The sequence below is a fragment of the Bradyrhizobium sp. 215_C5_N1_1 genome, from assembly GCF_052075935.1.
Classification (GTDB): Bacteria; Pseudomonadota; Alphaproteobacteria; order Rhizobiales; family Xanthobacteraceae; genus Bradyrhizobium; species Bradyrhizobium barranii.
This window is the reverse complement of record NZ_CP197228.1, coordinates 4,988,942-5,011,618: the sequence shown is the minus strand read 5'-3', so window position 1 is coordinate 5,011,618 and position 22,677 is coordinate 4,988,942. Positions and strand designations below refer to the sequence as shown.

The window sequence follows — 22,677 nt, the reverse complement described above, 5'->3', positions numbered from 1 at the left end:
TTCCGCTTGTAGCCCGGATGGAGTGAAGCGTAATCCGGGAAACCTGCCGCTGAGGATGCGCTGTCCCGGATTTCGCTGCGCTCCATCCGGGCTACGGTGCCACCCTCAGCTCTGTTTCATCTCGTAGACGTGTTCGGGCCCGGGAAAGGTGCGTGACCGCACGTCGGCGGCATACCCTTCGATCGCCGCTTCGATGGCCGGACCAAGATTGCCGTAGCGCCGGACGAATTTCGGGGTTCGCGGCGACAGCCCGAGCATGTCCTCGAGCACGAGCACCTGACCGTCGCAGGCAGCGCTCGCGCCGATGCCTATGGTGGGGATCGCAATCGTCTCCGTAATCTTGCGCGCCAACGGTTCGGCCACGGCTTCGACGACGACCGAGAATGCACCGGCATCGGCGACGGCCTTCGCATCGTCCTCGATCGGGCTCCAGTCCACCTCGTTGCGCCCCTGGGCACGAAACGAACCGAGCGTGTTGATGGATTGCGGCGTGAGGCCGATATGACCCATCACCGGGATGCCGCGACCGGACAGGAATGCGATCGTCTCCGCCATGCGAACGCCGCCTTCAAGCTTCACTGCGCCGCATTGCGTCTCCTTCATGATCCGCACCGCGGAGTTGAACGCCTGCTCCATGGAGGCTTCATACGATCCGAACGGCATGTCGACCACGACCAGCGCCTGCTTCGAGCCCCGCATCACCGCGGCGCCCTGGAGGATCATCATGTCCAGCGTAACAGGCACCGTTGTCTCGAAGCCATGCATGACGTTGCCAAGGGAATCGCCGACCAGGATGACGTCGCAATGCCGATCCACCAGTGCGGCCGTATGCGCGTGATAGGACGTCAGCATCACGATCGGCTCGCCCCGCTTGCGTGCACGGATGTCCGGCGCGGTCTTGCGCCTGATGGAAGACTGAATTGACATGATCGGCTCCGTCTGCGGGGGAGGCGGATCGAAACCAGATGCCATGAGCATGTCAATCCGGATGGTCGGGCCTGCGATCACAATGGACGGCGTGAGGGCCCACTGTCTCGACATTCTCAGTGTCATCGCCCGCGTAGGCGGGCGATCCAGTATTCCAGAGGCCGTGCCATGATGCGGATAAGCCGCGGCGTACTGGATGCCCCGGTCAAGCCGGGGCATGACAGCGGTGTGTTGCGCGGAAGCGCTCGCCCAAGCCCTTCCGCAGGCCCAGCCCGTCCACACCCCCACGTGCCCTAGGATAAATTAACCAGCCATTAACCAAATTCGCCGCATCGTTAACCATTCAATAACAGGGATCGAGTCGGCCGCTATGGAGGCTGCAGCAAAAGTCCAACGCCAAATGGTTCGCCTGCGCGGGCGCTCCTACGTGGCCTTCGTGTTCGTGCCGACGGTTCCGATCCAGGACTGGCTGCAGGAGATCGACGCCACGATTGCGCGCTCGCCGGGTTTCTTCGCCGGCCGGCCCGTGGTGATCGATCTGTCCTCGGTCGATCTCAGCCAGTCCGGCATCGCCCATCTGCTCACGAGCCTCCAGGATCGCAACATCCGGGTGCTCGGGATCGAGGGGGTGGAGGAGGGCCGGCTGACGCCGACCATGCCGCCGCTGCTCTCGGGAGGGCGCAGCTGCGTGGTCGAGCCGAGCGCGCCGAAGAAGGCCGAGGCGAAGGCCATAACCAAGCCGACCTCGCTCCTGCTCGATAGCCCGGTGCGCTCGGGCCAGACCGTGATCTTCCCGGAGGGCGACGTCACCATTCTGGGCTCGGTCGGCTCCGGCGCCGAAGTCGTCGCCGGCGGTTCCATCCACATCTACGGCGCGCTCCGCGGCCGTGCCATGGCGGGGGTCAATGGGCACACGAGCGCCCGCATCTATTGTCAGAAGATCGAGGCTGAACTGCTTGCAATTGATGGATTTTACCAGACTGCGGACGACATCGACGCCGCTTTGCGCGGCAAGCCGGCGCAGGCCTGGCTGCAGGGGAATACCATGCGAATTACAGCACTGAACTGACCAGCAAAGGAGACATTTCAGATGAGTAAGGTACTGGTCGTGACATCAGGCAAGGGCGGGGTCGGCAAGACAACGACGACCGCCGCGTTGGGGGCTGCGCTGGCGCAACGCGGCGACAAGGTCGTCGTCGTCGATTTCGACGTCGGCCTGCGCAACCTCGATCTCGTCATGGGCGCCGAACGCCGCGTCGTGTTCGACCTCATCAACGTGGTGCAGGGCGTCGCAAAGCTCCCGCAGGCGCTGATCCGCGACAAGCGGCTGGAGAATCTCTGGCTGCTGCCGGCCTCGCAAACCCGCGACAAGGACGCGCTGACGGAAGAGGGCGTCGGCAAGGTCATCGACGATTTGCGCGACCGCTTCGACTGGGTGATCTGCGACAGCCCGGCCGGCATCGAGCGCGGCGCCTCCATGGCGATGCGCTTTGCGGACGAGGCCGTGATCGTCACCAATCCGGAAGTCTCCTCGGTGCGCGATTCCGACCGCATCATCGGCATGCTCGATTCCAAGACGGTGCGGGCCGAGAAGGGCGAGCACGTCCAGAAGCACATTCTCATCACCCGCTACGATGCCTCGCGCGCCGCGCGCGGCGAGATGCTGACCATCGACGACATCCTCGAAATCCTCGCAACGCCCTTGCTCGGCATCATCCCCGAGAGCCAGGACGTGTTGAAGGCCTCCAATGTCGGCACGCCGGTGACGCTGTCGAACGTGGACGGTGCACCCGCACGGGCCTATATCGACGCGGCGCGGCGGCTGTGCGGCGACACGGTGGCGATGCAGGTTCCGGCCGAGCGCAGGCGCTTCATGGATCGTCTGCTGCGACGGAGGGCTGCATGAGCATGGGTCTGCTTCGGCTTCTCCGCGGCAAGAAGGCCTCTGCCCCGGTCGCTCGTGAGCGATTGCAGATCCTGCTTGCCCATGAACGCGGATTGCGCGGCCAGCCCGATCTGCTCGGCGTGCTGCGCGAGGAAATTCTTGCTGTCGTGTCCAGGCACGTCACGCTGGACCCGACCAAGGTCATCGTCCGGCTCGAGCGCGGCGACGAGGTATCGACCCTGGAGGTCGATATCGAGGTGCCGAACGATTTGGAGCGCAAGCGCGCGGCGGTCGGGTAGGGGATCCGGCCGGCTGCAAATTTGGGGTGGGTGAGAAGGCGGTCCGCTGGGCATAGCGGACCGCCTTTGTCTTGCTTGCTCGTCACGTCAAATTCCAGGCCTGCCGATGTGATCGGTCGTGGGCGGAACGGGACCTGCGGCGAAATCGTTGTCAGAGGCCGCGGAGCGCCAAGCCAGGCGCTGCGGTTTCCTGAACAGGAGAGCGCCCATGATATCCGAGATCCAGGTCCACACCATCGCGCGCCAGATGCTGGAAAAACATGGTTTCGCTGCGATTGCGAAGGCCGCCGAGCAGGCCCAGGCCTGTGAGGGCCGCGGCGAGGCCGATGAGGCCAAGGAGTGGCGTCACATCGAGGACGCCATGAAGATCATCCGCGGCCCGCACCAGAGCTGATCCGCGGCCAGCGCGCTCAGCGCTCCCCGCGGTCGGCGCCCGACTGCGTAGTGCGATTTTGTGTCTGCGGCTGGGGACGCTCGCCTGTCTCTTTGCAGGGCAGCGGTTCCCACGAGCCGTCGGGTGCCTGCTGGTAAGCACTGCAGGATGACGAGGTGGATTTTTCCTCGCCTTTCTGGGCATCGGAGTTCTTCGCCAGGGCGGGCGCGGTCAGCACAGCGGCGGCCGCAAATGCGCCGGCGAAAACAAAATGGATACTCCGCATGTGGGCTCTCCTGTTCGAATTCGAAGAGGCCGCATGGTGTCGAGGATTATGACGATAGTTGGCCGCCGCGACGGTTCCGCCACGGCGTGCTTAACGCGGCGAGAGAGCGCCTAGCCGCCCTTGCTGCGGATCAGGCCGGCGAGGTTGGTTTTCTGGGCCTCGCACCAGCCGGGCATGCCGAGGCGGCGCTGGTCCATGTCGGTCGCCTGCGTCGCGACCGCGACCTCGGCCATCAAATCGTCGTCCTGCTTCTCGCCCATCTTGCCGCCGGTGTGCATCCAGGCGATCGCCTTGCGCACCCTCTCGGTGGTGCCGTCCGGCAGCTGCATCTGCTGCGCCTTCTGCACGAGGTCCTGATAGACGAGATCGGTGTTCGGACATTCCACCTTGGCGGCGAAGGCCTGCAAGACCATCGTCACATAGGTCGAGCGTGCACGGTCCGCCGCTTGGGCCGGCGCGGCGAGCAGTAACAGACCTGCGATCAGGAAACCGGTGCGCATCCTTGGTATCTCCTCCGTTTTTTTGGGAGGCTAGCGTCCGGCAAGCCACTCCGCAATGGTGCCGGGACGTATTTGTCGCTCCCCGGTGCGGTGCGCTATCGTCACCCCGTCCTGGCCAAGGAGAGCGACATGAGCCTGTTGAGCACGCCGTTCGACCCCGCACGCGACACGGCCCTCGTCACCGGCGCAGGCAACGGCATCGGCCGCGCGATTGCGCAGGCGCTGGTCGGCGAGGGCGTTCGGACCCTGTTCGCCGATGTGAGCCTGGAACGGGTGAATGCGGCGATCAGCGCGAGCGGCAGGCCTGAGCTGGCGGTGCCGTGGGTCGGCGATCTCGCCAGGTCGGACGCTTGCGATGCCCTGCTGGCCGCCGCAGAGGCGCTCGGCGAGGTCTCGCATTTCGTGCACAGCGCATCGCCGCCGCGGCGGGAGGCCGATCATGCGCTCGCGGTCGATCGCAAGACCTGGCAGGAGATGCATGCCGTCAATCTCGATGCCGGATTCCATCTGGCGCGCGGGCTGGCAAAACGGCTGATCGCTGCGAAACGGCCGGGCTCGTTCCTGTTTCTCACCTCGCTACACGCGGGCACGCCGCGCAACCTGCCGCATTATTCGACGGCGAAGGCGGGGATGGCGATGCTGGTGAAGGAGCTCGCGAAGACGCTCGGGCGTCACGACATCCGCGTCAACGCGCTGGTGCCCGGCGCGATCGCGGCGGGCGGGTTCGTTGCCGATGCCTCGCTGACGAAGCACATTCCGCTCGGGCGCCTCGGCGAGGCCAAGGACCTCGCGCCGATGGCGCTTGCGGTGCTGTCGAACAAGCTCTCGGGTTACATCACCGGCGCAGCCTTCGTCGTCGACGGCGGATTGTCGCTGACGAACTGGTTCGAGCCGCCGGAGCTGGACGACTAAGGCCCCGTTCCGATGACTCGGAACAGTGCTTTTGAGTCACGGTTCGACGCACATTTGCGCGAACCGGTTTCCAAATCGCTCGAAAACGCTGTGACCTAGCGTTGCCAGGCCGGCACGGGATCGAGCGGCGTGCGATAGACCTCGTTGTGATCGCGATCGGTGACGCGCACCGCGCAACCCTTCCGTTGCAGCTCCGGCTTCACCTGCGACAGCTCGGTAGCCAATTGAACGGCGCGATCGGAAGCGACCTCGATGTCTTCGAGGATGATTCCACCCTGGTTCTTGAACTCTTCACCAACCACGAGATCGAAGGAATAGTAGGGCATTCGATTTCCCCGGTGTGACGACGTGAGCTTCAGTGGAAGTCTCAACACATCCCGGATGATACCACTGAGTCGATATTTTCGAATGAACAGGTCGCGCAATCTCTGTGCTTATGGCGCAGAAATCATGTGCAGCATTTGTGTGCGTTAAGATTTTATTAAATATGTCGACGTGATCATAAGGCATGGAATTGCAGCAGAACCGGGCTCCGGGAACCGGCAGCTGCAAGAGAAGGCCGGCGGCATAAATCCCGACGGCCTTTTCTCTTGACGGAAGACGATCGAAATATCGGTCTCCGTAATTGCCCGGACTCAACGCGTCGCATCGACTCGGACAGCTTGGGCGACGTCGCGACAGCGACGCTGCGCTCACGCTTGGTCTAGCGCAGCGGCATCGGCGGACGCACGACAGGTCCGTCGTCATCGGCAACGGCTTGCGTCGTGGCGACCGGGGCTGCTGTCGGCGCGACCGCGGCAGCCTGCGAAGGTGCAGGCGGCGCGGGCGAATAGGCCGGCATGTAGGTTTGCGACGCGACCGGCTTCGGCTTGCGAACCGGAGGCGCCGGAGATCGCGGCGGGAGCGTGGATACGCGCGCGCGCGGATCGACCGGCTTGGCCTCAGCCACCGGCTTTGGCGCGGGCGGTTTCGCCATCTCGCGCGCCATCTGCTCCTGCCCGGCCTTCAGCTCGGCGATGTTGGCCTTGAGCGCTTCGATCTGCTGCGCCATCGCTGCGAGATCGCGCGTCATCGATTGGACCGACTGCGCGGGATCGGGCTGTGTTGCGACAGGTGCGGCTGCTGCAACCTGAACCGGAGGCGGCGTCGCAGGTTGAGCAGCTTGATCCGCCGCTTGATCCGTTGCGACTGGCTCCGCGGGCGGCGCGGCCTGCGCAGCGGTGACCGGCGCGGCGGTCACCGGTGCCGCCGTTCGCGATGTCGAAGGCAACAGCGAAGTCAACGCAGTCAATGCAGGTGTCCATTCGGCGAGCATCTGCCTGGCCGTGTCGCCATGTTTCTCCCAGGCGACAGTGGCGGCCGCGCTTCCGCCCGCAAACAAGATCATGACGAACGCGCCGCGCAGCCATTTGCCGGCGGAGGATCGCTTCTGCCGGCGACCATCGCTGGCGGCGACGCGCACGGCGGTGTCGACCGAGGGCGCTGCCGTCTGCGGCTCCAGGACGGGACTGAATTTCGGCTCCGGATTGATGGTGCGCTCCGGCGCGAACTTCGGATCTATTTTCGCCTCTGGACGGGTTGCGATCTCAGGGGCCAACGCGGGCGCACCACTGATGGGGCGCGAAGCCAGCACCATGTCGGGTGAAATCTCAACGGCGTCGTGCGGATCGTTGTCCTTGACCGTGTCCTTCACGATCTCATCGACGATTTGCCTAGAGTTCAGCGTCGCGAGCATCGCAGCTCCTTTGAAGTCCGAGTGTTTAAAGTATGGGCGTCCGCATTGGCGCGAGCCGATCTGTCGAGGTGAACCCATCCCAAATCCGATGAGTCCGCACGATGACCCACGAGTCCAGCCGGGTTTGACGAAAGCAAGGCGAGGGGATGGAGACTGTGCGACGGTTCTTCGCCGTTTGTGGTGATGGAACCATGCCAGTCGAACACGGGCACGTGTTCCGCATTGCCTTGTTTTCAGCACGATTTGGGCAGCATCTGGCGTCGCTGGGAGCGCAACTATCCGCTATCGGGGGGCCGGTGGTGCCAAAATCTCTAATCGTATTGTTCGTCATGGCCATGCTTCCGCTCGCCGGCTGCATGCAGACGACGCTTTCTCCATCGACGGATGCGAGCATGACGCCGCGCGACCGGCAGTTGCTTGCGCACACGCCCTACGCGCAGGCGAACGTGCCTGAGCAATATCTCCGTCATATTGTCGACTATCCGCGCAAGGAGCAGCCGGGCACGATCCTGGTCGATACCGATGCGCGCTACCTCTATTTCGTGCTGCCCGAAGGCAAGGCGATCCGCTACGGCGTCGCGGTCGGCGAGGAAGCCATGGCCTTCTCCGGCGTCGCGCGCGTCGGCCGTCTGGCGGAATGGCCCGACTGGGTTCCGACAGCGGAGATCCAGGCGCGGCTCGGACCGTATCCAGCGCGCGTCGCCGGTGGCCCCGCCAATCCGCTGGGCGCGCGGGGCATCTATCTCTACCTCGGCAACAAGGACACGCTCTACCGTATCCACGGCACCAACCAGCCGGAATATATCGGGCAGGCGATCTCGTCCGGCTGCATCCGGATGCGCAACGAGGACGTGATCGATCTGTTCGACCGGGTGAAGCTGAATGCCACGGTGGTGGTGCTGCCGCCCGGGCAGAATGCACGGGTCGACGCGGGGTCTAGCTGGCGCGGCTAAGCGCAGTGCGATCGGTCATTCCACTGCTCACGAGGCTTTCGTCGTGGGCAGGGTTGCCGGTTGAGACCTAGTTCTCAGGCCGGGCGACGCGCCATTGCAGAGTCGTGGCATTGCCGTTGGCATCGCCTGGCGCCTTGTCGGCCGGCGAGGTGTAGAGCGGACGATAGCGGTACGCCCACATCTTGCTGCCGTCGTTGCGGCTGATCACGGTGAAGTCGCCGATGGCCTTGGCGTCGACCGTAGCGGATAGCGGGACCCAGCTTTCGGTGCACTTGCCGTTGCAGTTCGACGTCTTGCCGGTGGTGTCGCGCTCGTAAGTGTAGAGCGTCATGCCCTTGAGGTCGACGAGCGTGGGGCCCTGCTTGGTCAGGACCACCTTCGCCGGTGCGGTCGTGGCCTCGGGCTTCGGCGGAGCAGGGTCGCCGCCGCCATGGCCGTTGGCAAGCGCAGGACCGGCCGAGAGCGCGATGGCCGTCGCCGCAATGAGGAACCTGAACATCCGAAACTCCCGAGCGGCAAAGTAAATCGCGCGTTAAACGCCGAATGTTGCCGACCCTAGCAGCCGAAGGTTAGTTCCAGGTTTCGCGGCACTACGACAATTACGGATGGAAATACGGGGTTCATGCTTCCACCCCGCGCAGCGGGGCGCGGCTGAGCTCGTTGCCGGCGGCAATGGCCTTGCGCAGCAGCCGCATCAGCTCTTCACTTTCCTTCGCGCTGAGGCCGCGCAGCATGACGCGCTGGGCGGACTCCACCGCCGGAGTGATCTTGCGCAGCGTGCGTCGACCCTCGTCGGTGATCTCGAGCTCGCGGGCGCGGCGGTCGCGGCTGGAGGCGCGGCGCTCGGCAAGGCCTTTCTGGACGAGGCGGTCGATGACCCCGGTGATGGTGGTGCGGTCGTAGGCAATCAATCCTGCGAGCGTCACCTGGTCGAGCCCCGGATTGGCCTTGATGGTCGCAAGTGCCGCGTATTGCACCGGCGTGAGGTCGAAGCCGGCTTCGCCGACCTCGGCCAGAAACACCGCCACCGCGATCTGCTGGAACCGGCGCGCCAGGTGCCCGGGCATGTCGTTGTTGTCTTTCACCGAATTCTCCGTTGCGGCAGGGAAGGCGCGGATCGTTGACAAGTATACTGATAGTCAGCATACTGAGCAATATCGAAGAAGACGTTGACGGGAGAGGTGCTCATGCAATTCCATCTCAATGGATTTCAGCCGGGCGATCCTGAAATCGCCGATCCCGCCGAACGCATTCTGGCTTCGGGCGCAGCCGGGGCCGTGCCTGAAGAGGTCGATGTCCTCATCGTCGGCTGCGGCCCTGCGGGCCTGACGCTCGCGGCCCAGCTTGCGCAATTCGGCGACATCAAGACCTGCATCGTCGAGCAGAAGCCGGGCCGTTTGCTGGTCGGGCAGGCCGACGGCATCGCCTGCCGCACCATGGAGATGTTCCACGCCTATGGGTTTAGCGAGCGCGTGCTGAAGGAAGCCTATTGGGTTAACGAGACCACGTTCTGGAAGCCGGACGAACGGAAGCCCGAGACGATCGTCCGCAGCGGGCGTGTGCAGGATGTCGAGGACGGGCTGTCTGAATTCCCGCATGTCATCCTCAACCAGGCGCGCATCCATGACGGCTTTCTCGATGTCATGCGCAAAGCTCCGGCCAAGCTCGAGCCCTATTACAGCCGCCGCCTGCTCGATCTCGTGGTTGATCCGGCGGCGGGTCCCGCCAACCATGCCGTGACGGTGCGCCTCGAACGTGCCGATGCCGGCAATGAGGGGAAGGTGGAGACGATCAGGGCGCGCTACGTCGTCGGCTGCGACGGCGCGCGCAGCACGGTGCGCAAATCGATCGGCCGCGAGCTGCATGGCGATTCCGCCAACCACGCCTGGGGCGTGATGGACGTGCTGGCGGTGACCGATTTTCCCGACATCCGCTTCAAGGCCCTGATCCAGTCGGCGAAGGACGGCAGCCTGCTGATCATTCCGCGCGAAGGCGGCTACATGGTCCGCCTCTATGTCGAGCTCGCAAAGCTCGATGTCGGCGAGCGCGTCGCCAATCGAAACATCACCGCCGATGACGTGATCGCGAAAGCGCGGCGGATCCTGAAGCCGCACACGTTGGATGTGAAGGAGATCGCCTGGTGGTCGGTCTACGAGATCGGCCAGCGCCTGACCGACAAGTTCGACGACGTTCCGGAGGCCGAGATCGCCTCGCGCCTCCCGCGCATCTTCATCGCCGGCGATGCCTGCCATACCCACAGCCCGAAGGCGGGGCAGGGCATGAACGTCTCGATGCAGGACGCTTTCAATCTCGGCTGGAAGCTCGCCGCCGTCCTCCGGGGGCAGTGTGCACCGGGCCTCTTGCATTCCTATTCGGCCGAGCGCCAGGCGGTGGCGAAGGAGCTGATCGATTTCGACCGCGAATGGGCGGGCATTCTCGCCTCCGCCGCCAAGGCCGGTGGTGCCGATGCGGCCAGGACGCAGGACTATTTCGTCAGGCACGGGCGCTATACCGCGGGCACGGCGACGCATTACCGGCCGTCGCCCCTCACTGGCGCGACATCACACCAGCATCTTGCCGAAGGCCTCGTCATCGGCACGCGCTTCCATTCCGCGCCGGTGATCCGGCTTGCGGACGCCAAGCCGGTGCATCTCGGCCATGCCGCGCAGGCCGATGGCCGCTTCCGCGTCTACGCGTTTTCGCCCGCGGAGGATCCCGCCGCCGCGGGATCGGCGATCCGCGCGCTGTGTGATTTTCTCGCAGAGGCCCGTGAATCGCCGGTCCGTCGCCATACGCCCGCTGGAGCCGACATCGACAGCGTGATCGACCTGCGTGCCGTCTTCCAGCAGGATCATCGCGCGCTCGCCGTGGAGGCGATGCCGGCGCTGCTGCTGCCGCGCAAGGGGCGACACGGCTTGATCGACTACGAGAAGATGTTCTGTCCGGACCTCAAGAGCGGCCAGGACGTTTTCACCATGCGCGGTATCGATCGGAGGGCTGGCTGCATCGTCGTGGTGCGCCCCGACCAATATGTCGCGCAGGTCCTTCCGATCGACGCTTTTTCTGCGCTCGCGGCGTACTTCGACGGGTTCATGCTGCAAGCGAGCTGACGCTCAAACAGCCCTGGCGTTGCCAACGAAAGCCCGGTCCTCGCGCCGGGCTTTCCGTTTGGTTCGAGTCAGGTTCCCGGCTTGTCCAATTTAAGAAAGTTCTTCGCGGGCAGATTTCATCGATCGTAATATGTGTACTCAAAGCTGTAAGCATCCACTCGGGGCAGCGGGGCAACGGGAGGATGACGATGAGACAGAGCCAGGCTGAGACGCGCCGCCAAAATGTCGCGAAGCGGTCGATGACCAAGGAGGCCAAACAACTGTCCAGCCTGATCGCCGGGCTGCGCAAATCCCTCGACGGGATTCACAAGGAGCGGACGAGCACGAAGCTCACCGGTGCCGAGATGGGCATGCTCGACGAGCGCCGCAACAACCTGTTGCTGACCATCGCAGCGTTGGACGACCGTCTCTCGGCGGTGCAGGGGCTGATCGATCTCGGCCGTCCCCATATCATCCGGGTCCACTGACCGGATCGCGATCCCCTAACGGTTCCGTCGCGGCGGCGATGGGCCCGGGCCCGGTGGCCGGCTCCGCAGGGCATAAGGGTTGGCGTAGCACTGGGCGGACTGCCCGGAAGCAGTCGCGGCGCACTGCGCGATCGACGTGAAACTGCAATCGATGCTGCTGCCGTCGATGGTGTAGATCTCGATGCAGACGGGATAGCGCGGATCGTAGGTCTGCGCCCGCGCAGGTGCGGTGGCAAGCAGCGCCACGCCAGGCAAGCCCGCGACAAGCAGAATCGCATTTCTGATGCTGCGCACGATCAATCTCCGTCGCTCAGTTGGAACCAGGGCACAATGCTGCCGTCGATGGCACCAAATTGCCACGCTCCCGGCGAATTGCCGCCAAAGCCCGCTGCCACGAGGGGAGCTGGTGCAGGGCGACGCAAGGGGATGCGCATTGGCCTATAAAATGGTCGCAGAACGCGACAATGAGAAGTGCAGTTTTGCCCGCGAGAGCCGGTTGCTCATCGTGGCGAAGGCAAAAGTATGGGCGAGCGAGGGATGGAAGGTCGTCATCACCGACCCGGACGGCAAGGCCTACACTCCGCCCGAATTCGATCAGCTGTTGGCGGCGTGACCGCGCGACGGGGCCGATTCTTCTTTTGACGCGTTTTCTTTACGCGAACCGGAATCCACTTCGCTCGAAAACGCTCTAGGGGGCGACATTGATTTCGCTGTTTCGACCGGGGCGCGACGTGATCGCGCCCCTGGTGACTCTCGCAGCCGCGGCGCTGACGGTGACGGTCGCGTCCGCGCAAAATCTCGATGCCGGCAAGCCGGCCGCAAAGCTCTTCGCGGACGGCTGCGCGACCTGCCATCGCAGCCCGCGGGGATTGGCGAAAGGGCGCTTTAGCCTGACGCTCGCCTGGTTCCTGAAGGACCATTACGTAACCAGCTCCGACTCCGCCAAGGCGCTCGCCGCCTATCTGGTGTCCGTCGACGAACCGCCGCCGCGCGCGGCGGCCAAGTCCGGTGCAAAGCCGGCCAAATCCGCGCCGCGTCCGCCCAAGGCAGTGCAGAGCCAATAGCTGTCGTTCCGGTTATCCGCGCCGATAGGTCTGTGCGATCAGGCGGTCGTGCACGGCACGCAAGTCCGCGCCCATACGCGTCTGTCCCGTCGTGATGTAGGACAGCCAGGCGCCGTCGGCGGCGAGGCGCACGACGTGGAGTTCGGGCGCCGCGTCGGTCGTACGGTGACGCTTCAGGCGCGCCTTCATCCAGTCGTTCCAGAGCCGGCGCAGAGAGGGATCGGTGACGACGACCATGCTCAGCGCCGCCCAGGGCGTCGCAAAGCCGAAGGCCTTGCCGGTGAAGACCGCATTGACATAGGCCCGCGTAAAGCTGCCGCGCGGCTTCGGGTCCGCTTCGATAGCGGCGTCGATCTCGGCATCGACGCGGGCGAGAAGATCGGCGAACAGGCCCTCGATCAGCGCCTGCTTGCTGCCGAAATGATGAAACAGCCCGCCCTTGGTGACGCCGGCCGCCGCTGCCACCGCTTGCACCGTGATCCCCGATACGCCGTGATCCATGGCGATCGCCGCGGCATGGTCGAGCAGGGCGCGCCGGACCTGCTCGGGCTGCTTGGCGCGGGTGTAGGCGCTGGCTGGCATCAATGCGCCGTCGTCTGCGAGAACAGGTTGATGACCACGACCCCTGACACGATCAGCCCGATGCCGACGAAGGCTGCGGCGTCCAGCATCTGGCGGAACAGCACGAAGGAGACGGTGGCGGTCAGAATAATGCCGACGCCGCCCCAGATCGCGTAGGCGATGCTGAGCGGAATGACCCGGATCGCCACCGACAGCGCGTAGAAGGAGGCGACGTAGAACAGCACCATGGCCAGCGTCGGCCATGGCCGCGTGAACTGCGCGGACTGCTGCAGGAAGGCGGACGCGGTCACCTCGAAGACGATGGCGAGGGCAAGCGCTGCGTAGGCATTGAAGGCGGAGGTCATGGCGAGCTCAGATGTGGCGCGCGAAAGATACCGCGCGGTAGGTATGTTTAGCACGCGGAACATGGCTTTTGGCGGGTGGAGGTATCACGTGTGAGTGACGAGCCTGCGACAGGGCGGAGCCTGCTGGCAGCGGTTTGCCGGAGTTTTGGCTGTTTCGCCGAGAAGACGAAGCCGCCGCGCGATGGATCGCACGACGGCTCAGAGTGTCGATTTTACGCGGCGTCAGCTGATCCGCACGGACAGCTCGACGTCTTCGGCGAAGGGGGTGGACATGTATCCGCTTGCGGGCCTGCGGACGCGCGCGAGATAGTCGGGGCTGTCGTCGGCATTGTCGGCGACGATGATCGCGCCCGGCTTGAGATGGCCTTCGACCAGATCCAGGATCTCCGGGTAGAGCGCCTTGGCGCCGTCGAGCAGCACGAGGTCGATCGTGTCGGGCAGATCGGCGCTGAGCGTCTTCAGCGCATCGCCCTCGCGGATTTCGACGAGATCGATCAGCCCACCAGCCGAAAGATTGTCCCGCGCCCGCGCCGCCTTGGACGGCTCGAATTCGCTGGTGATGAGGCGGCCGCCGCCATTGTCACGCAGGCCTGCGGCAAGGTGCAGGGTCGAGATGCCGAACGAGGTCCCGAACTCGACGATCACCTTGGCGCGCGAACTGCGCGCCAGCATGTAGAGCAGGTGACCCGTCTCGCGCGAGACCGCGAGCGGTGCGTCCTTCAAGCGTCCGTAGAGGTCGCGGTAATCGGTCTTGCTCCGCATCATCCGCGCGCGGTCGGCGTCGGACAAATCGGCGACGGCGGCATGCGTTGCGCCCCTGGCCGCTTCGGCCTCGTCAAACAGGCGATCCAGCAGCGGCGCCAGCGTTGTGATGGTCGGGGTGGTCATTTGATGTCTCCGGAGTTCGCGAAGAAGCGCGTGCTTGCGCAGGGATTGAAATACGACTAATTCGTCGCATTTCCTATTCGCATTGCCCGAGCACGCCATGGCCGATCGCCGAAGCCGTTCAATTTCCTCACGAAAACAGCCGCAACAGGCCCGATCGAGCGGGCTGGTGGCCGCCATTCTGGATGCCGCTGTTCAGGTCCTGGCAAAGGAAGGGGCGCAGCGTTTCACTACGGCGCGGGTGGCGGAGCGGGCCGGTGTGAGCGTCGGATCGCTCTACCAATATTTTCCGAACAAGGCGGCGATCCTGTTCCGCCTCCAGAGCGACGAGTGGCGGCGCACGAGCGAGCTGTTGCGCGGGATCCTCGCGGATGCGGCGAAGCCGCCACCGGCGCGGCTGCGCGCGCTGGTCCACGCCTTCATTCGCTCCGAGTGCGAGGAGGCCGCGATCCGCGTCGCACTCAGTGACGCTGCACCGCTGTATCGCGACGCGCCCGAGGCGCAGGACGCCCGGGCAGCCGGCGAGGGGATCGTCGCCGCGTTCATGCGGGAGGCGCTGCCGAATGCCTCGGATGCGACGCGTATCCTTGCCGGCGAGCTGATCACGGCGACGCTGAGCGAGGTCGGCAAGAGTTTTTCGGAAGAGACGCGGAGCGAGACGGAGATCGCAGCCTATGCCGATGCCATGGCCGACATGTTCTGCGCCTATCTTGCGACGCTGGCGCGGCGCTGAGGCATTGCTGACATCAGCGTTTGCGGGCCGATTATTCTTCAGATTTTGCCGGGTCATGGGTTAGCCTTCGCTCGCCGTCCCCTATTCGCCCCATCGAGCGCCGCGCCATGCATCTGCTTCGCCCCCAGTTTCGCATCGAGGAGCAGCGCGCGCTGGAATTTGCCGGGCGACGCGGCTTCGGCATGATCGTCGCGGCGGACGAGCACGGTCCGCGCGCCTCGCATGTGCCGTTCGTGCTGGGCGAGCGCGACGGGCAGGTGATCGTGCAGATCCATTTCACCGCCAAGAATCCGCTCGTGGCGCTCGCAGACGGCACGCGGCGCTTCCTGCTGATCGTTGCCGGCGACGACGCCTACATCTCCAACGACTGGTACTCTTCGCGCGACAATGTCTCGACCTGGCTCTACGAGGCCGTGCACCTGTCCGGCGTGGCGCATTTGCGCGAACTGGACGAGAACCGCGGGCATGGCGATGCGCTGCTTGCGGCGTCCGAGGCGCGGTTGCCGAAGCAGCCCTGGGACCTCGCGCAAATGGAGCCGGGCAAGCGCGAGAGCATGCTGGCTGCTATCCGGGTCGTCGATCTCGTGGTCGACACCGTCGAGGGGCAGGCCAAGCTCAATCAGCACAAGAGCGATGCGGACCATGTCGCGATCGCTGACCGGCTGGCGCGGTCGGAGGAGACGGGGCACCGGCGGCTGGCGCGGAAGATGCGGGCGCTGCGGCCGGGGCTGGGGTATGAGATGCGCTAAACTTGTAGCCCGGATGGAGCGCAGCGTAATCCGGGATTCATGCCGCGATCTGAGAACCCCGGATTGCGCTTCGCTCCATCCGGGCTACGCCAGCCGTTCCTGCTACGCTTGCTTCGCTCAGCATTTGATCTTACGGACCTCTCAATGCTCGTCATCTCCATTCAAAGCCAGGTGGTCCACGGCCATGTCGGCAACAGCGCGGCCGCCTATGCCATGCAAGCGGAGGGCGTGAACGTCGCGGCGGTGCCGACGACGCTGCTGTCGAACCATCCGCGTTATCCGACGTTGCGCGGGCGGGTGCTGGAGACCGAGCTCGTCGCCGATCTCCTCAAAGGCGTCGAGGAGCGCGACCTCGTCGACGAGGCCGCGGTGCTGGTCACCGGCTATCTCGGCTCGCCTGGCAACGCGGCTGTGATCGCCGACTTCGTCGAGCGGGCGCTGACGCGGAATTCGAAGCTCGTCTATCTCTGCGATCCCGTGATCGGCGATGACGGCCGCGTCTATGTTGCCGACGGCATTCTGGACGTGGTGCAGCACCGGCTGCTGCCGGCCGCCAACCTGACCACGCCGAACCAGTTCGAGCTCGAGCTGCTGTCGGGCGTCACGATCGCGGACACGCAGAGCCTGCGCACGGCCTGCGCGGCGCTGGCGGGGCAACGTCGCATCGATGTCGTCGCTACCGGCTGCACGCTCGCTGACACGGCAGAAGGGCAGGTGGAGACGATCCTGTGCGCCGACGGCCAGCTGTCGCGCTTTGCGACGCCGCGGTTGCCGATCCGCCCCTCAGGCACCGGCGATCTCCTTACCGGCCTGATTGCGGCGCATCTGGCCAAGGGCAAGGCGATGCAGGCGGCCGTACGGCTCGCGGTCGAAACCATCTTTGCGGTGCTGGTGCGCACGCAAGACGCAGGCACCGCCGAGATGCGCCTCGTACCGCTGCCGATCCCCGGGCGGAAGCCGTAACAGGGTCAGGTCGCGCGCTTGCCGGCCGATTGCGCCGACTTCTGCGGCTTAGCCAAACTCTTCTGCTCGCGCGCGGCGTGTGTCTTTCGCAGCTTTGCGTGGGCCGCGGCCCGCATCACCTTCTTGGACCTCACGTTGGCCGCTTCCTTGCGGTCTCCCGTGCCACGCTTCGAGATGTATTCCTGGCCGTCGACCGGGCCGACATGCGGCGGATCGCGGCCGAGATAGGGCCGGCCAATGCCGAATGCCTTGCCGTTGGCGTCGACCCACTTCCACAGGATTTCGGTCGAGACCCAGCGCTGTGCGCGGTTGTTGCCCTGGGTGCTGACGATGTCGGCCGCCATGCCGTGGCCGTAGCCACCGCGCGTGCTGCCGCCATGATAGGAGCGGTCGAACGCGGCCTTCAGGCCGCTCGCGATCGACTGGCGGTAGTCGTCGCGGAACGCGCTGGTGATGCCCGGCGACAGGCCGGCGGCCTCGGCTGCGAGCAGCATGCGAAACAGCTTTCGCTTGAAGCTCTTGTCCATGCCGCCGATGACGTAATCCATCATCGGCATGCTGGCGCGCTCGGCCGCTTTCGGATCCTTCCAGCCAAAATCCTGATCGACCAGCTTTGTGAAGCTGCGCATCACCGTGACCATCTTGCCCCTACGCTTGACGGTAACGGCGCGGCGGTCCTCGACCTTGATCGAGTCCTCCTTGGCCGTGCGCTGGTAGAGCGCCCAGAGGTAGCGGTCGATGCAGGCGTCCATGACAAAGCACTCATCGAGCACGGCGACGGTGTCGGCCGGCGGCGACGGCTTGCTCGCGGCAGGCGCTGGGCCGGTCGCGATCGCCGCGGGCGACAGCTCATCTGTCGTCACGATCTCGGTGGGATCGGCGGATGCGAGTTTGATCACGGGCTCCGGCGCCGGTGCGGCTTCTGCTGGTGCAGCCTCGCTGAGGACGGGCGCGGGTTCAGGCGAAATCTGTAGCGCCGGCGGCGCTTCCGCCGGCAAGATCAGCGCCGAATCGGCCGAGGCGAGCTTGATGACGGCGGCGGGCATCTCGGCTGTTGCGGCCTCGGGGGCCGGATCCGGATTCGGTGTCGCAGCGACAGCGGCCGCGATATCGGCGGTCAGGGCGACGCCATCCTCGATGGCCGCAGCATGCGGGACGTCAGCGAGTTCGAGCCGGCCAAGATCTTTCGCGCGCGACACGGCGGAAGCATTGGCGCTGCTTTTTTCGATGAGGGCCGGAGCGTAGGCGGACAGGGAGAGCGCCAGCCAGCCGGCGAGAACGGCCGAGGGGCACGAGACCGCCACCAGAAGAGACCGCCGATCATTCATGATCCCTGCCTCCAAACGGTTCTGTTCGAACCAATCTTGCACAGCCAGGCACGCGACGCGTCGATTGTTCGGAGGATGGTGTGGCGGCGCAATGGCGCAAATGGGCGAAACGGGGCTTTTCGGGCGGGTGTTGCCGAGGTGCAACGCAAGTTCCCTGCGGTTTAGGGCGGCAAGTGGCTGAAAAGCGGCAGCCATTCATTGTCATCAAATTGAAGGGATTGAATTTACTCAATCTTGGATTGCGACTTGGTATCTCTCCCGTGCCGGCAACGTGCGGTAGAGTTGGAAGGATGCGAGTTGTGAAATTGAAATGCCTGTTGACCGAATTTGCCGCCGATGAATCCGGCGCCACCGCGATCGAATACGGTCTGATTGCAGCCGGTATCGCGCTGGCGATCATCGAGATCATCTATGCGCTCGGCACCAATCTCGTCGCAAAGCTGCAATCGCTGGCGACGGCGCTGAAATAAGCCGCGTGGACGCGGGGCATGTGCTTGGTGCCTGACCGCCGCCCATAAAAGTGTCATGTCGCGTCTGGCGGGGCTTCGACCAAGCGCTTGTGCGCATTAAACATATTGCCATGCAGCGGGCGCGCTGTTGCAATGCAACAGAGCATGTCGCAATGCAGCAAAACGCGCTTAAATGTGCTCCGAACCTTCCACTCAGGAGCATCACCAATGAACAAGAAGACTCTGTCGATCGCCGCCGCCATCCTGACGATCGCGGGCAGCACCGCGGCCTTCGCCGCCGAGCTGCCGACCTATGAGGCCAACGGTTTTCCGGTCTCCCCCCTGCAGGTGCGCGTGCTCGGTGCCGCGCATGTCGAGCAGCAGGCAACCGTGCCGACCACGGTCGCTTCGGTCCACCAGGCCCGCGTGCTGACGCCGCGCAAGGTCAAGACCGCGGACGTCACGACGGGCACGGCCCGCTGATCTCAATCGCTTGAAGACATGAAACAGGCTCGTCTCCTCCCGAGCCTGCATGGACCGCGTTCCCTTTCAGGAGCGCGGTCTTTTTTTTGAGAAGCGAGCCACGTTCTGGCGCGGCCGTGCGCGGGTTGAGAAAGTCGCGGCAAGAAAAACCGCCGTCGCGCGCCGATTGTGGACGGCCGTTCAAGACGAGTGTGATCTCTTTAATAGTTGCTTTGCAGATCGCGGCGCCTGATGCGGGCGCCGCTTAGTGGCGGCCAAAAACCGTTTTCATAATGGAGCCGTCATGCCCGTTGCGCAAAAAGCAGTTATTGCCACCACCTCGCCGCGCGCGTTTATTCTCAGACATATTGCATTGTTCGCAGCCGCCGCGCTGTTCGTGTTCGTGCTGAGCCTGACCTATGGGCTCGATCTCAGCCCCGGATTTTTCTGAGCGAACTTGCGCAGCTCGATGCGGGCTACGCATGCTTCGATGAGCGCAGGCTGGACGGCGATCTTCCATAGAGCTCGGCGAACGCGGCGTTGAATCTGCGCAAGCTGCCGAAGCCGGCCTGAAACGCGATGTCGGTCATGGTGTGTTCACCAGCATCGAGCAGGCGTTTTGCGCGCTGGACGCGCAGCGTCTTGGCAAGCTGCTGCGGCGTCGCGCCGACATGGCGCTCGAACAAGCGCGCCAGGTGACGCGAGGAGATGCCGAGCCGCATCGCGAGCGTCACCACCGAATCTTCATCGAGCGCGCCCTCGTTGATCAGCTTCACCGCGCGCGCGACCGTCGAACGCGTGCCGTTCCAGGCCGGGCAGAACGGCGCGGTTTCGGGACGGCAGCGCAGGCAGGGCCGGAATCCCGAGGCTTCGGCCGCGGCCGCCGTGGGGTAATAGACGACGTTGCGCGTCAGCGGCTGCTTGGCCGGACAGACCGGGCGGCAATAGATGCCCGTGGTCTTCACTGCGGTGAAGAAGCGGCCGTCATAGCGGGGATCCCTGCGCAGGCGCGCGGCGTTGCAGTCGTCAAAACTCAGCATGGCCGGATGATAGCGCATGCCCGCGCGGGCGGAAGGGCCGCGGGATGACCGAGTCCGATTGTGGCGAGCCGCAACGCGCATGGTGGCCTAGAAGGCGGCCCTCGATGCAAGCCCCCTCAATGCCAGTTCTGGAGCGCGCCGTGACCAGCCCGAAAGACATCGTTCTCAACGCCTGGAAGACCTTCTCGTCGCGCGATGCCGGCCGCATCGCCGCACTGTTCACCGACGATGCCGAATGGATCGCGCCGAAGGGCAACGCCACCGCCGTCGCGCTCGATCACACCGATCACATGGTGGGCGCGCAAGCGATCGCGCGCTTCATCGCGCAGGAGATGCACAGGATGTTTTCCGAGATCGATATCGCCTTCCGCGGCGTCTACGCCGACGGCGATGTCGTGATCGTGGAGGAGCGGATGCGTGCCGCGCTTGCGGGCGGCAAGCCCTACGAGAACGACTATTGCTTCGTGTTCACGGTGGCCGGGGACCGTATTCGCGAAGTGCGGGAATACATGGACACGCGCAACGGATGGCAGATGGTGTTCGGCGAGGAGGCATGATGGTTGGGCTACGCTGCGTGCCAGACCTGCAACGGCGTGGGTTGAGGCGGCTCACGCGCTGACATAAGGCTTGTCGATGGATCAGCGAACGAGCGGCGCTGACGCTCTCATTCAGAAGAACGATGCGGCGCCGGCGTTACTCGGCGTCATCTGCGGCCTGTCGGCTGCGCTGTTCTGGGCGCTGGGCTTTGCCGGCACGCGGCACGGCCTCAAGGTCGGTTTCACCCCGGTCGATCTGCTCGTGCATCGCTATGTCTGGTCGGGCATCGCGTTCCTGCCGCTGGTCGCGCGCGCCGGCATCGGTGATCTCTGCGGCATCGGCTGGGGCAGGGGCCTTGTGCTGATGGTGCTCGGCGGTCCCGTGATGTCGCTGATCTCCTACACTGGATTCCTGTTCGTGCCGCTCGGCCACGGCAGCGTGATCCAGCCCTCCTGCGCGACGCTCGGCGGCCTCCTGCTCGCGGCAGTCGTGCTGAAGGAGCACATCTCCGCGTCGCGCCTTGCCGGCGCCCTGGTCATCGTCGGCGGCCTCTGCGTGATCGGCGCGGAATCGATCGGCCATATCGGGTCTGATGGTGTGCTCGGCGATCTGACCTTCGTGCTCACCGGATTCATGTTCGCCGGTTTTGGCGCGCTGCTGCGGCACTGGCGCGTCTCCGCCGTGTCGGCCGCGCTCGTCATCAACGTGCTGTCGCTGCTGCTGTTGCCGATCTATCTCGCCACCGTCGGTCTCGCCCATGTCGCGGCGATCGGTGTGACCGAGAATGCCATTCAGGCGCTGGCGCAGGGCGTGCTCGCCGGCCCCGCCGCGCTTTATCTGTTCGCCGTCTCGGTCCAGCGCCTCGGCGTCGCCCGCGCCGCCGTGATCCCGGCCTGCGTGCCGGCGCTGACGCTCCTGGTCGGTTGGCTGCTGCTCGGCGAGCCGCCGACGATGTTGCAGGTGGCGGGTCTGGTCACGGTGCTGTGCGGGTTCTATCTGGCGCAGCGGCAGCGGTGATCGCATAGCGCGACCGGAGGTGCGGCAAGATTCCGGATTATGCGTCCGCTCCGTCCGGGTTACGCTGCCCGTCATGACCATCCTGCTCAACATCGACGTTCCCGACGCAGCGCAAGCGACCACCTTCTACACCGCCGCCTTCGGCCTCACGGTCGGCCGCCGCTTCGGCACCGACTTCGTCGAGCTGCTGGGCTGGCCCGCGCCGCTGTATCTTCTGACCAAGCAGGCCGGCACACCGGGCGCGGGCAGCGACCGCCGCCGCTACGAGCGGCACTGGACGCCGCTGCATATCGACGTCGTCGTTGACGACGTCGATGCCGCCGTCGCGCGCGCACTTGCCGCCGGTGCGATCCTCGAGGCGCCCGCGTGCGATGCGCCCTATGGCCGGATCGCCATGCTGGCCGATCCGTTCGGGCACGGGTTTTGTCTTCTGGCGTTCACCGCGAAGGGGTATGACGCGCTGCTGGAGGAATAGCGCGAGCGGACGCGGGCGGCTCAGGCCTTCTTCACGAACTCCGATTTCAAATTCATCGCGCCGATGCCGTCGATCTTGCAGGCGATGTTGTGGCCGTCGGTGGCGTCCTGGAGGCGGATGTTCCTGACCTTCGTGCCGCCCTTGACGACCGACGACGACCCCTTGACCTTGAGGTCCTTCATCACGATGACGCTGTCGCCATCGGCGAGCGCATTACCATGCGCATCGCGCACCCCGGCCTCCTGCGGGGCAGGCGCGGCCGCATCGCCCCCAGCGCGCCATTCATGGGCGCATTCCGGACAGACCCAGAGATCGCGGTCCTGATAGGCGTGGTCCGACTGGCAGTTCGGGCATTTCATCGGTTCGGTCATTGCTTGCCTCGTCACCCCCTAGAGCCTTTGCTCCAGGTTTTTGTTTTGGCGCGTTTTCTTTACGAAAACCGGTATCCACTTCGCTCGAAAACGCTCTCACGGGCGCGCCGCACGCATTCCGCCGGAAAAGATGGATTGGGAGCAAATCCTTTACCATGGCGTCCGGTCCCGGTTGAAGTGCCGGAGCCTTAGGAGTTCGGGAAAAATTCCGCGGTATCCATGTCCTGATCA

At 64.9% G+C, this 22,677-nt stretch carries 33 protein-coding genes; 19 read left to right on the top strand and 14 right to left on the bottom strand.

Going from position 1 to position 22,677, the window contains the following annotated elements:
- Nucleotides 1–105: 105 nt before the first annotated feature.
- Nucleotides 106–927, bottom strand: a complete 822-nt coding sequence (gene panB / locus AB7G19_RS24335; RefSeq protein ID WP_441268150.1) for a 3-methyl-2-oxobutanoate hydroxymethyltransferase — start codon at nt 925–927, stop codon at nt 106–108.
- 370 nt (nt 928–1,297) lie between these two features.
- Between panB and minC the strand changes: the two genes are divergently transcribed.
- The 4 genes from minC (at nt 1,298) to AB7G19_RS24315 (ending at nt 3,505) form a co-directional block, all read left to right on the top strand.
- Complete coding sequence (gene minC / locus AB7G19_RS24330; RefSeq protein WP_441268149.1) at nt 1,298–1,996, top strand: septum site-determining protein MinC; 699 nt, start codon at nt 1,298–1,300, stop codon at nt 1,994–1,996.
- Nucleotides 1,997–2,017: 21 nt separating this feature from the next.
- Entirely contained in the window at nt 2,018–2,833 is an 816-nt protein-coding gene (gene minD, locus AB7G19_RS24325; RefSeq protein WP_063983591.1) for a septum site-determining protein MinD, read from the top strand.
- Nucleotides 2,830–3,111, top strand: coding sequence for a cell division topological specificity factor MinE (gene minE / locus AB7G19_RS24320; protein WP_063983590.1), 282 nt, complete (start codon nt 2,830–2,832; stop codon nt 3,109–3,111). Before minD ends, minE begins: the two co-directional genes overlap by 4 nt.
- A gap of 208 nt (nt 3,112–3,319) precedes the next feature.
- Entirely contained in the window at nt 3,320–3,505 is a 186-nt protein-coding gene (locus tag AB7G19_RS24315; protein WP_028161169.1) for a hypothetical protein, read from the top strand.
- A gap of 16 nt (nt 3,506–3,521) precedes the next feature.
- Here the strand turns inward: AB7G19_RS24315 and AB7G19_RS24310 are convergent, their stop codons facing one another.
- Both AB7G19_RS24310 and AB7G19_RS24305 read right to left on the bottom strand, forming a co-directional pair.
- Nucleotides 3,522–3,770, bottom strand: a complete 249-nt coding sequence (locus AB7G19_RS24310; RefSeq protein ID WP_441268148.1) for a hypothetical protein — start codon at nt 3,768–3,770, stop codon at nt 3,522–3,524.
- Nucleotides 3,771–3,880: 110 nt separating this feature from the next.
- Nucleotides 3,881–4,270, bottom strand: coding sequence for a hypothetical protein (locus tag AB7G19_RS24305; RefSeq protein WP_441268147.1), 390 nt, complete (start codon nt 4,268–4,270; stop codon nt 3,881–3,883).
- A gap of 129 nt (nt 4,271–4,399) precedes the next feature.
- Between AB7G19_RS24305 and AB7G19_RS24300 the strand changes: the two genes are divergently transcribed.
- Nucleotides 4,400–5,182, top strand: coding sequence for an SDR family NAD(P)-dependent oxidoreductase (locus tag AB7G19_RS24300; protein ID WP_441268146.1), 783 nt, complete (start codon nt 4,400–4,402; stop codon nt 5,180–5,182).
- Between the two features lie 95 nt (nt 5,183–5,277).
- Here the strand turns inward: AB7G19_RS24300 and AB7G19_RS24295 are convergent, their stop codons facing one another.
- Together AB7G19_RS24295 and AB7G19_RS24290 are read right to left on the bottom strand one after the other, a co-directional pair.
- Nucleotides 5,278–5,508 (bottom strand): DUF6894 family protein, encoded by a 231-nt coding sequence (locus AB7G19_RS24295; RefSeq protein ID WP_441268145.1) that lies wholly within the window; start codon nt 5,506–5,508, stop codon nt 5,278–5,280.
- A gap of 377 nt (nt 5,509–5,885) precedes the next feature.
- Nucleotides 5,886–6,917, bottom strand: coding sequence for a hypothetical protein (locus tag AB7G19_RS24290; protein ID WP_441268144.1), 1,032 nt, complete (start codon nt 6,915–6,917; stop codon nt 5,886–5,888).
- A gap of 335 nt (nt 6,918–7,252) precedes the next feature.
- Between AB7G19_RS24290 and AB7G19_RS24285 the strand changes: the two genes are divergently transcribed.
- Nucleotides 7,253–7,870, top strand: a complete 618-nt coding sequence (locus AB7G19_RS24285; RefSeq protein WP_166105773.1) for a L,D-transpeptidase — start codon at nt 7,253–7,255, stop codon at nt 7,868–7,870.
- Nucleotides 7,871–7,937: 67 nt separating this feature from the next.
- On the opposite strand, the gene AB7G19_RS24280 is transcribed toward AB7G19_RS24285, so the two are convergent.
- Both AB7G19_RS24280 and AB7G19_RS24275 read right to left on the bottom strand, forming a co-directional pair.
- Nucleotides 7,938–8,369, bottom strand: a complete 432-nt coding sequence (locus AB7G19_RS24280) for a COG4315 family predicted lipoprotein (RefSeq protein WP_085399034.1) — start codon at nt 8,367–8,369, stop codon at nt 7,938–7,940.
- Nucleotides 8,370–8,490: 121 nt separating this feature from the next.
- Nucleotides 8,491–8,955 carry a MarR family winged helix-turn-helix transcriptional regulator gene (locus AB7G19_RS24275; RefSeq protein ID WP_441268143.1) on the bottom strand — a complete coding sequence of 155 codons (465 nt, stop codon included), beginning with the start codon at nt 8,953–8,955 and terminating at the stop codon, nt 8,491–8,493.
- A gap of 102 nt (nt 8,956–9,057) precedes the next feature.
- Between AB7G19_RS24275 and AB7G19_RS24270 the strand changes: the two genes are divergently transcribed.
- Nucleotides 9,058–10,980, top strand: coding sequence for an FAD-binding monooxygenase (locus AB7G19_RS24270; RefSeq protein ID WP_441268142.1), 1,923 nt, complete (start codon nt 9,058–9,060; stop codon nt 10,978–10,980).
- 239 nt (nt 10,981–11,219) lie between these two features.
- Nucleotides 11,220–11,447 (top strand): hypothetical protein, encoded by a 228-nt coding sequence (locus tag AB7G19_RS24265; RefSeq protein WP_224580733.1) that lies wholly within the window; start codon nt 11,220–11,222, stop codon nt 11,445–11,447.
- A 15-nt stretch (nt 11,448–11,462) separates the two neighbouring features.
- Here the strand turns inward: AB7G19_RS24265 and AB7G19_RS24260 are convergent, their stop codons facing one another.
- Complete coding sequence (locus AB7G19_RS24260; RefSeq protein ID WP_176400468.1) at nt 11,463–11,741, bottom strand: DUF3551 domain-containing protein; 279 nt, start codon at nt 11,739–11,741, stop codon at nt 11,463–11,465.
- Nucleotides 11,742–11,853: 112 nt separating this feature from the next.
- On the opposite strand from AB7G19_RS24260, the gene AB7G19_RS24255 reads away from it, so the two are divergent.
- Complete coding sequence (locus AB7G19_RS24255) at nt 11,854–12,060, top strand: hypothetical protein (RefSeq protein ID WP_071914443.1); 207 nt, start codon at nt 11,854–11,856, stop codon at nt 12,058–12,060.
- 88 nt (nt 12,061–12,148) lie between these two features.
- On the top strand, nt 12,149–12,511 hold the full coding sequence (locus tag AB7G19_RS24250; protein WP_354113124.1) for a hypothetical protein: 363 nt from the start codon (nt 12,149–12,151) through the stop codon (nt 12,509–12,511).
- 12 nt (nt 12,512–12,523) lie between these two features.
- Here the strand turns inward: AB7G19_RS24250 and AB7G19_RS24245 are convergent, their stop codons facing one another.
- The 3 genes from AB7G19_RS24245 to AB7G19_RS24235 all read right to left on the bottom strand — a co-directional run bounded on the left by AB7G19_RS24245 (nt 12,524) and on the right by AB7G19_RS24235 (nt 14,325).
- Entirely contained in the window at nt 12,524–13,093 is a 570-nt protein-coding gene (locus AB7G19_RS24245) for a TetR/AcrR family transcriptional regulator (protein ID WP_071914440.1), read from the bottom strand.
- Complete coding sequence (locus tag AB7G19_RS24240) at nt 13,093–13,437, bottom strand: DMT family transporter (RefSeq protein WP_014495640.1); 345 nt, start codon at nt 13,435–13,437, stop codon at nt 13,093–13,095. Before AB7G19_RS24240 ends, AB7G19_RS24245 begins: the two co-directional genes overlap by 1 nt.
- A gap of 222 nt (nt 13,438–13,659) precedes the next feature.
- Nucleotides 13,660–14,325, bottom strand: a complete 666-nt coding sequence (locus tag AB7G19_RS24235; protein ID WP_354113125.1) for an O-methyltransferase — start codon at nt 14,323–14,325, stop codon at nt 13,660–13,662.
- Nucleotides 14,326–14,422: 97 nt separating this feature from the next.
- Here AB7G19_RS24235 and AB7G19_RS24230 point away from each other — a divergent pair, with 97 nt between their 5' ends.
- The 3 genes from AB7G19_RS24230 (at nt 14,423) to pdxY (ending at nt 16,767) form a co-directional block, all read left to right on the top strand.
- Nucleotides 14,423–15,055 carry a TetR family transcriptional regulator gene (locus AB7G19_RS24230; RefSeq protein WP_354113126.1) on the top strand — a complete coding sequence of 211 codons (633 nt, stop codon included), beginning with the start codon at nt 14,423–14,425 and terminating at the stop codon, nt 15,053–15,055.
- Nucleotides 15,056–15,162: 107 nt separating this feature from the next.
- The gene (locus AB7G19_RS24225) at nt 15,163–15,804 is read left to right on the top strand and encodes an FMN-binding negative transcriptional regulator (RefSeq protein WP_354113127.1); all 642 of its coding nucleotides are present in this window, start codon (nt 15,163–15,165) and stop codon (nt 15,802–15,804) included.
- Between the two features lie 144 nt (nt 15,805–15,948).
- Complete coding sequence (gene pdxY, locus AB7G19_RS24220; RefSeq protein WP_085399041.1) at nt 15,949–16,767, top strand: pyridoxal kinase; 819 nt, start codon at nt 15,949–15,951, stop codon at nt 16,765–16,767.
- Between the two features lie 5 nt (nt 16,768–16,772).
- Here the strand turns inward: pdxY and AB7G19_RS24215 are convergent, their stop codons facing one another.
- The gene (locus AB7G19_RS24215; protein WP_354113128.1) at nt 16,773–18,095 is read right to left on the bottom strand and encodes a hypothetical protein; all 1,323 of its coding nucleotides are present in this window, start codon (nt 18,093–18,095) and stop codon (nt 16,773–16,775) included.
- Nucleotides 18,096–18,400: 305 nt separating this feature from the next.
- Here AB7G19_RS24215 and AB7G19_RS24210 point away from each other — a divergent pair, with 305 nt between their 5' ends.
- The 3 genes from AB7G19_RS24210 (at nt 18,401) to AB7G19_RS24200 (ending at nt 19,457) form a co-directional block, all read left to right on the top strand.
- Nucleotides 18,401–18,565 (top strand): Flp family type IVb pilin, encoded by a 165-nt coding sequence (locus AB7G19_RS24210; RefSeq protein WP_028169565.1) that lies wholly within the window; start codon nt 18,401–18,403, stop codon nt 18,563–18,565.
- Between the two features lie 207 nt (nt 18,566–18,772).
- On the top strand, nt 18,773–19,027 hold the full coding sequence (locus AB7G19_RS24205) for a hypothetical protein (protein ID WP_028161188.1): 255 nt from the start codon (nt 18,773–18,775) through the stop codon (nt 19,025–19,027).
- A gap of 283 nt (nt 19,028–19,310) precedes the next feature.
- Nucleotides 19,311–19,457, top strand: a complete 147-nt coding sequence (locus tag AB7G19_RS24200) for a hypothetical protein (RefSeq protein ID WP_166096368.1) — start codon at nt 19,311–19,313, stop codon at nt 19,455–19,457.
- A gap of 25 nt (nt 19,458–19,482) precedes the next feature.
- On the opposite strand, the gene AB7G19_RS24195 is transcribed toward AB7G19_RS24200, so the two are convergent.
- Complete coding sequence (locus AB7G19_RS24195) at nt 19,483–20,064, bottom strand: bifunctional transcriptional activator/DNA repair enzyme AdaA (protein WP_028151760.1); 582 nt, start codon at nt 20,062–20,064, stop codon at nt 19,483–19,485.
- Nucleotides 20,065–20,186: 122 nt separating this feature from the next.
- Here AB7G19_RS24195 and AB7G19_RS24190 point away from each other — a divergent pair, with 122 nt between their 5' ends.
- From AB7G19_RS24190 to AB7G19_RS24180, 3 genes are all read left to right on the top strand, one after another.
- Nucleotides 20,187–20,603 (top strand): nuclear transport factor 2 family protein, encoded by a 417-nt coding sequence (locus AB7G19_RS24190; protein ID WP_441268141.1) that lies wholly within the window; start codon nt 20,187–20,189, stop codon nt 20,601–20,603.
- Between the two features lie 76 nt (nt 20,604–20,679).
- Nucleotides 20,680–21,600: a DMT family transporter gene (locus AB7G19_RS24185; protein ID WP_135216145.1), complete on the top strand. Its 921-nt coding sequence runs from the start codon at nt 20,680–20,682 to the stop codon at nt 21,598–21,600.
- A gap of 73 nt (nt 21,601–21,673) precedes the next feature.
- Entirely contained in the window at nt 21,674–22,075 is a 402-nt protein-coding gene (locus AB7G19_RS24180) for a VOC family protein (RefSeq protein ID WP_354113129.1), read from the top strand.
- Between the two features lie 20 nt (nt 22,076–22,095).
- Here AB7G19_RS24180 and AB7G19_RS24175 read toward each other — a convergent pair whose 3' ends face one another.
- Nucleotides 22,096–22,446: a zinc ribbon domain-containing protein YjdM gene (locus AB7G19_RS24175; protein WP_354113130.1), complete on the bottom strand. Its 351-nt coding sequence runs from the start codon at nt 22,444–22,446 to the stop codon at nt 22,096–22,098.
- Nucleotides 22,447–22,677 lie beyond the last annotated feature (231 nt).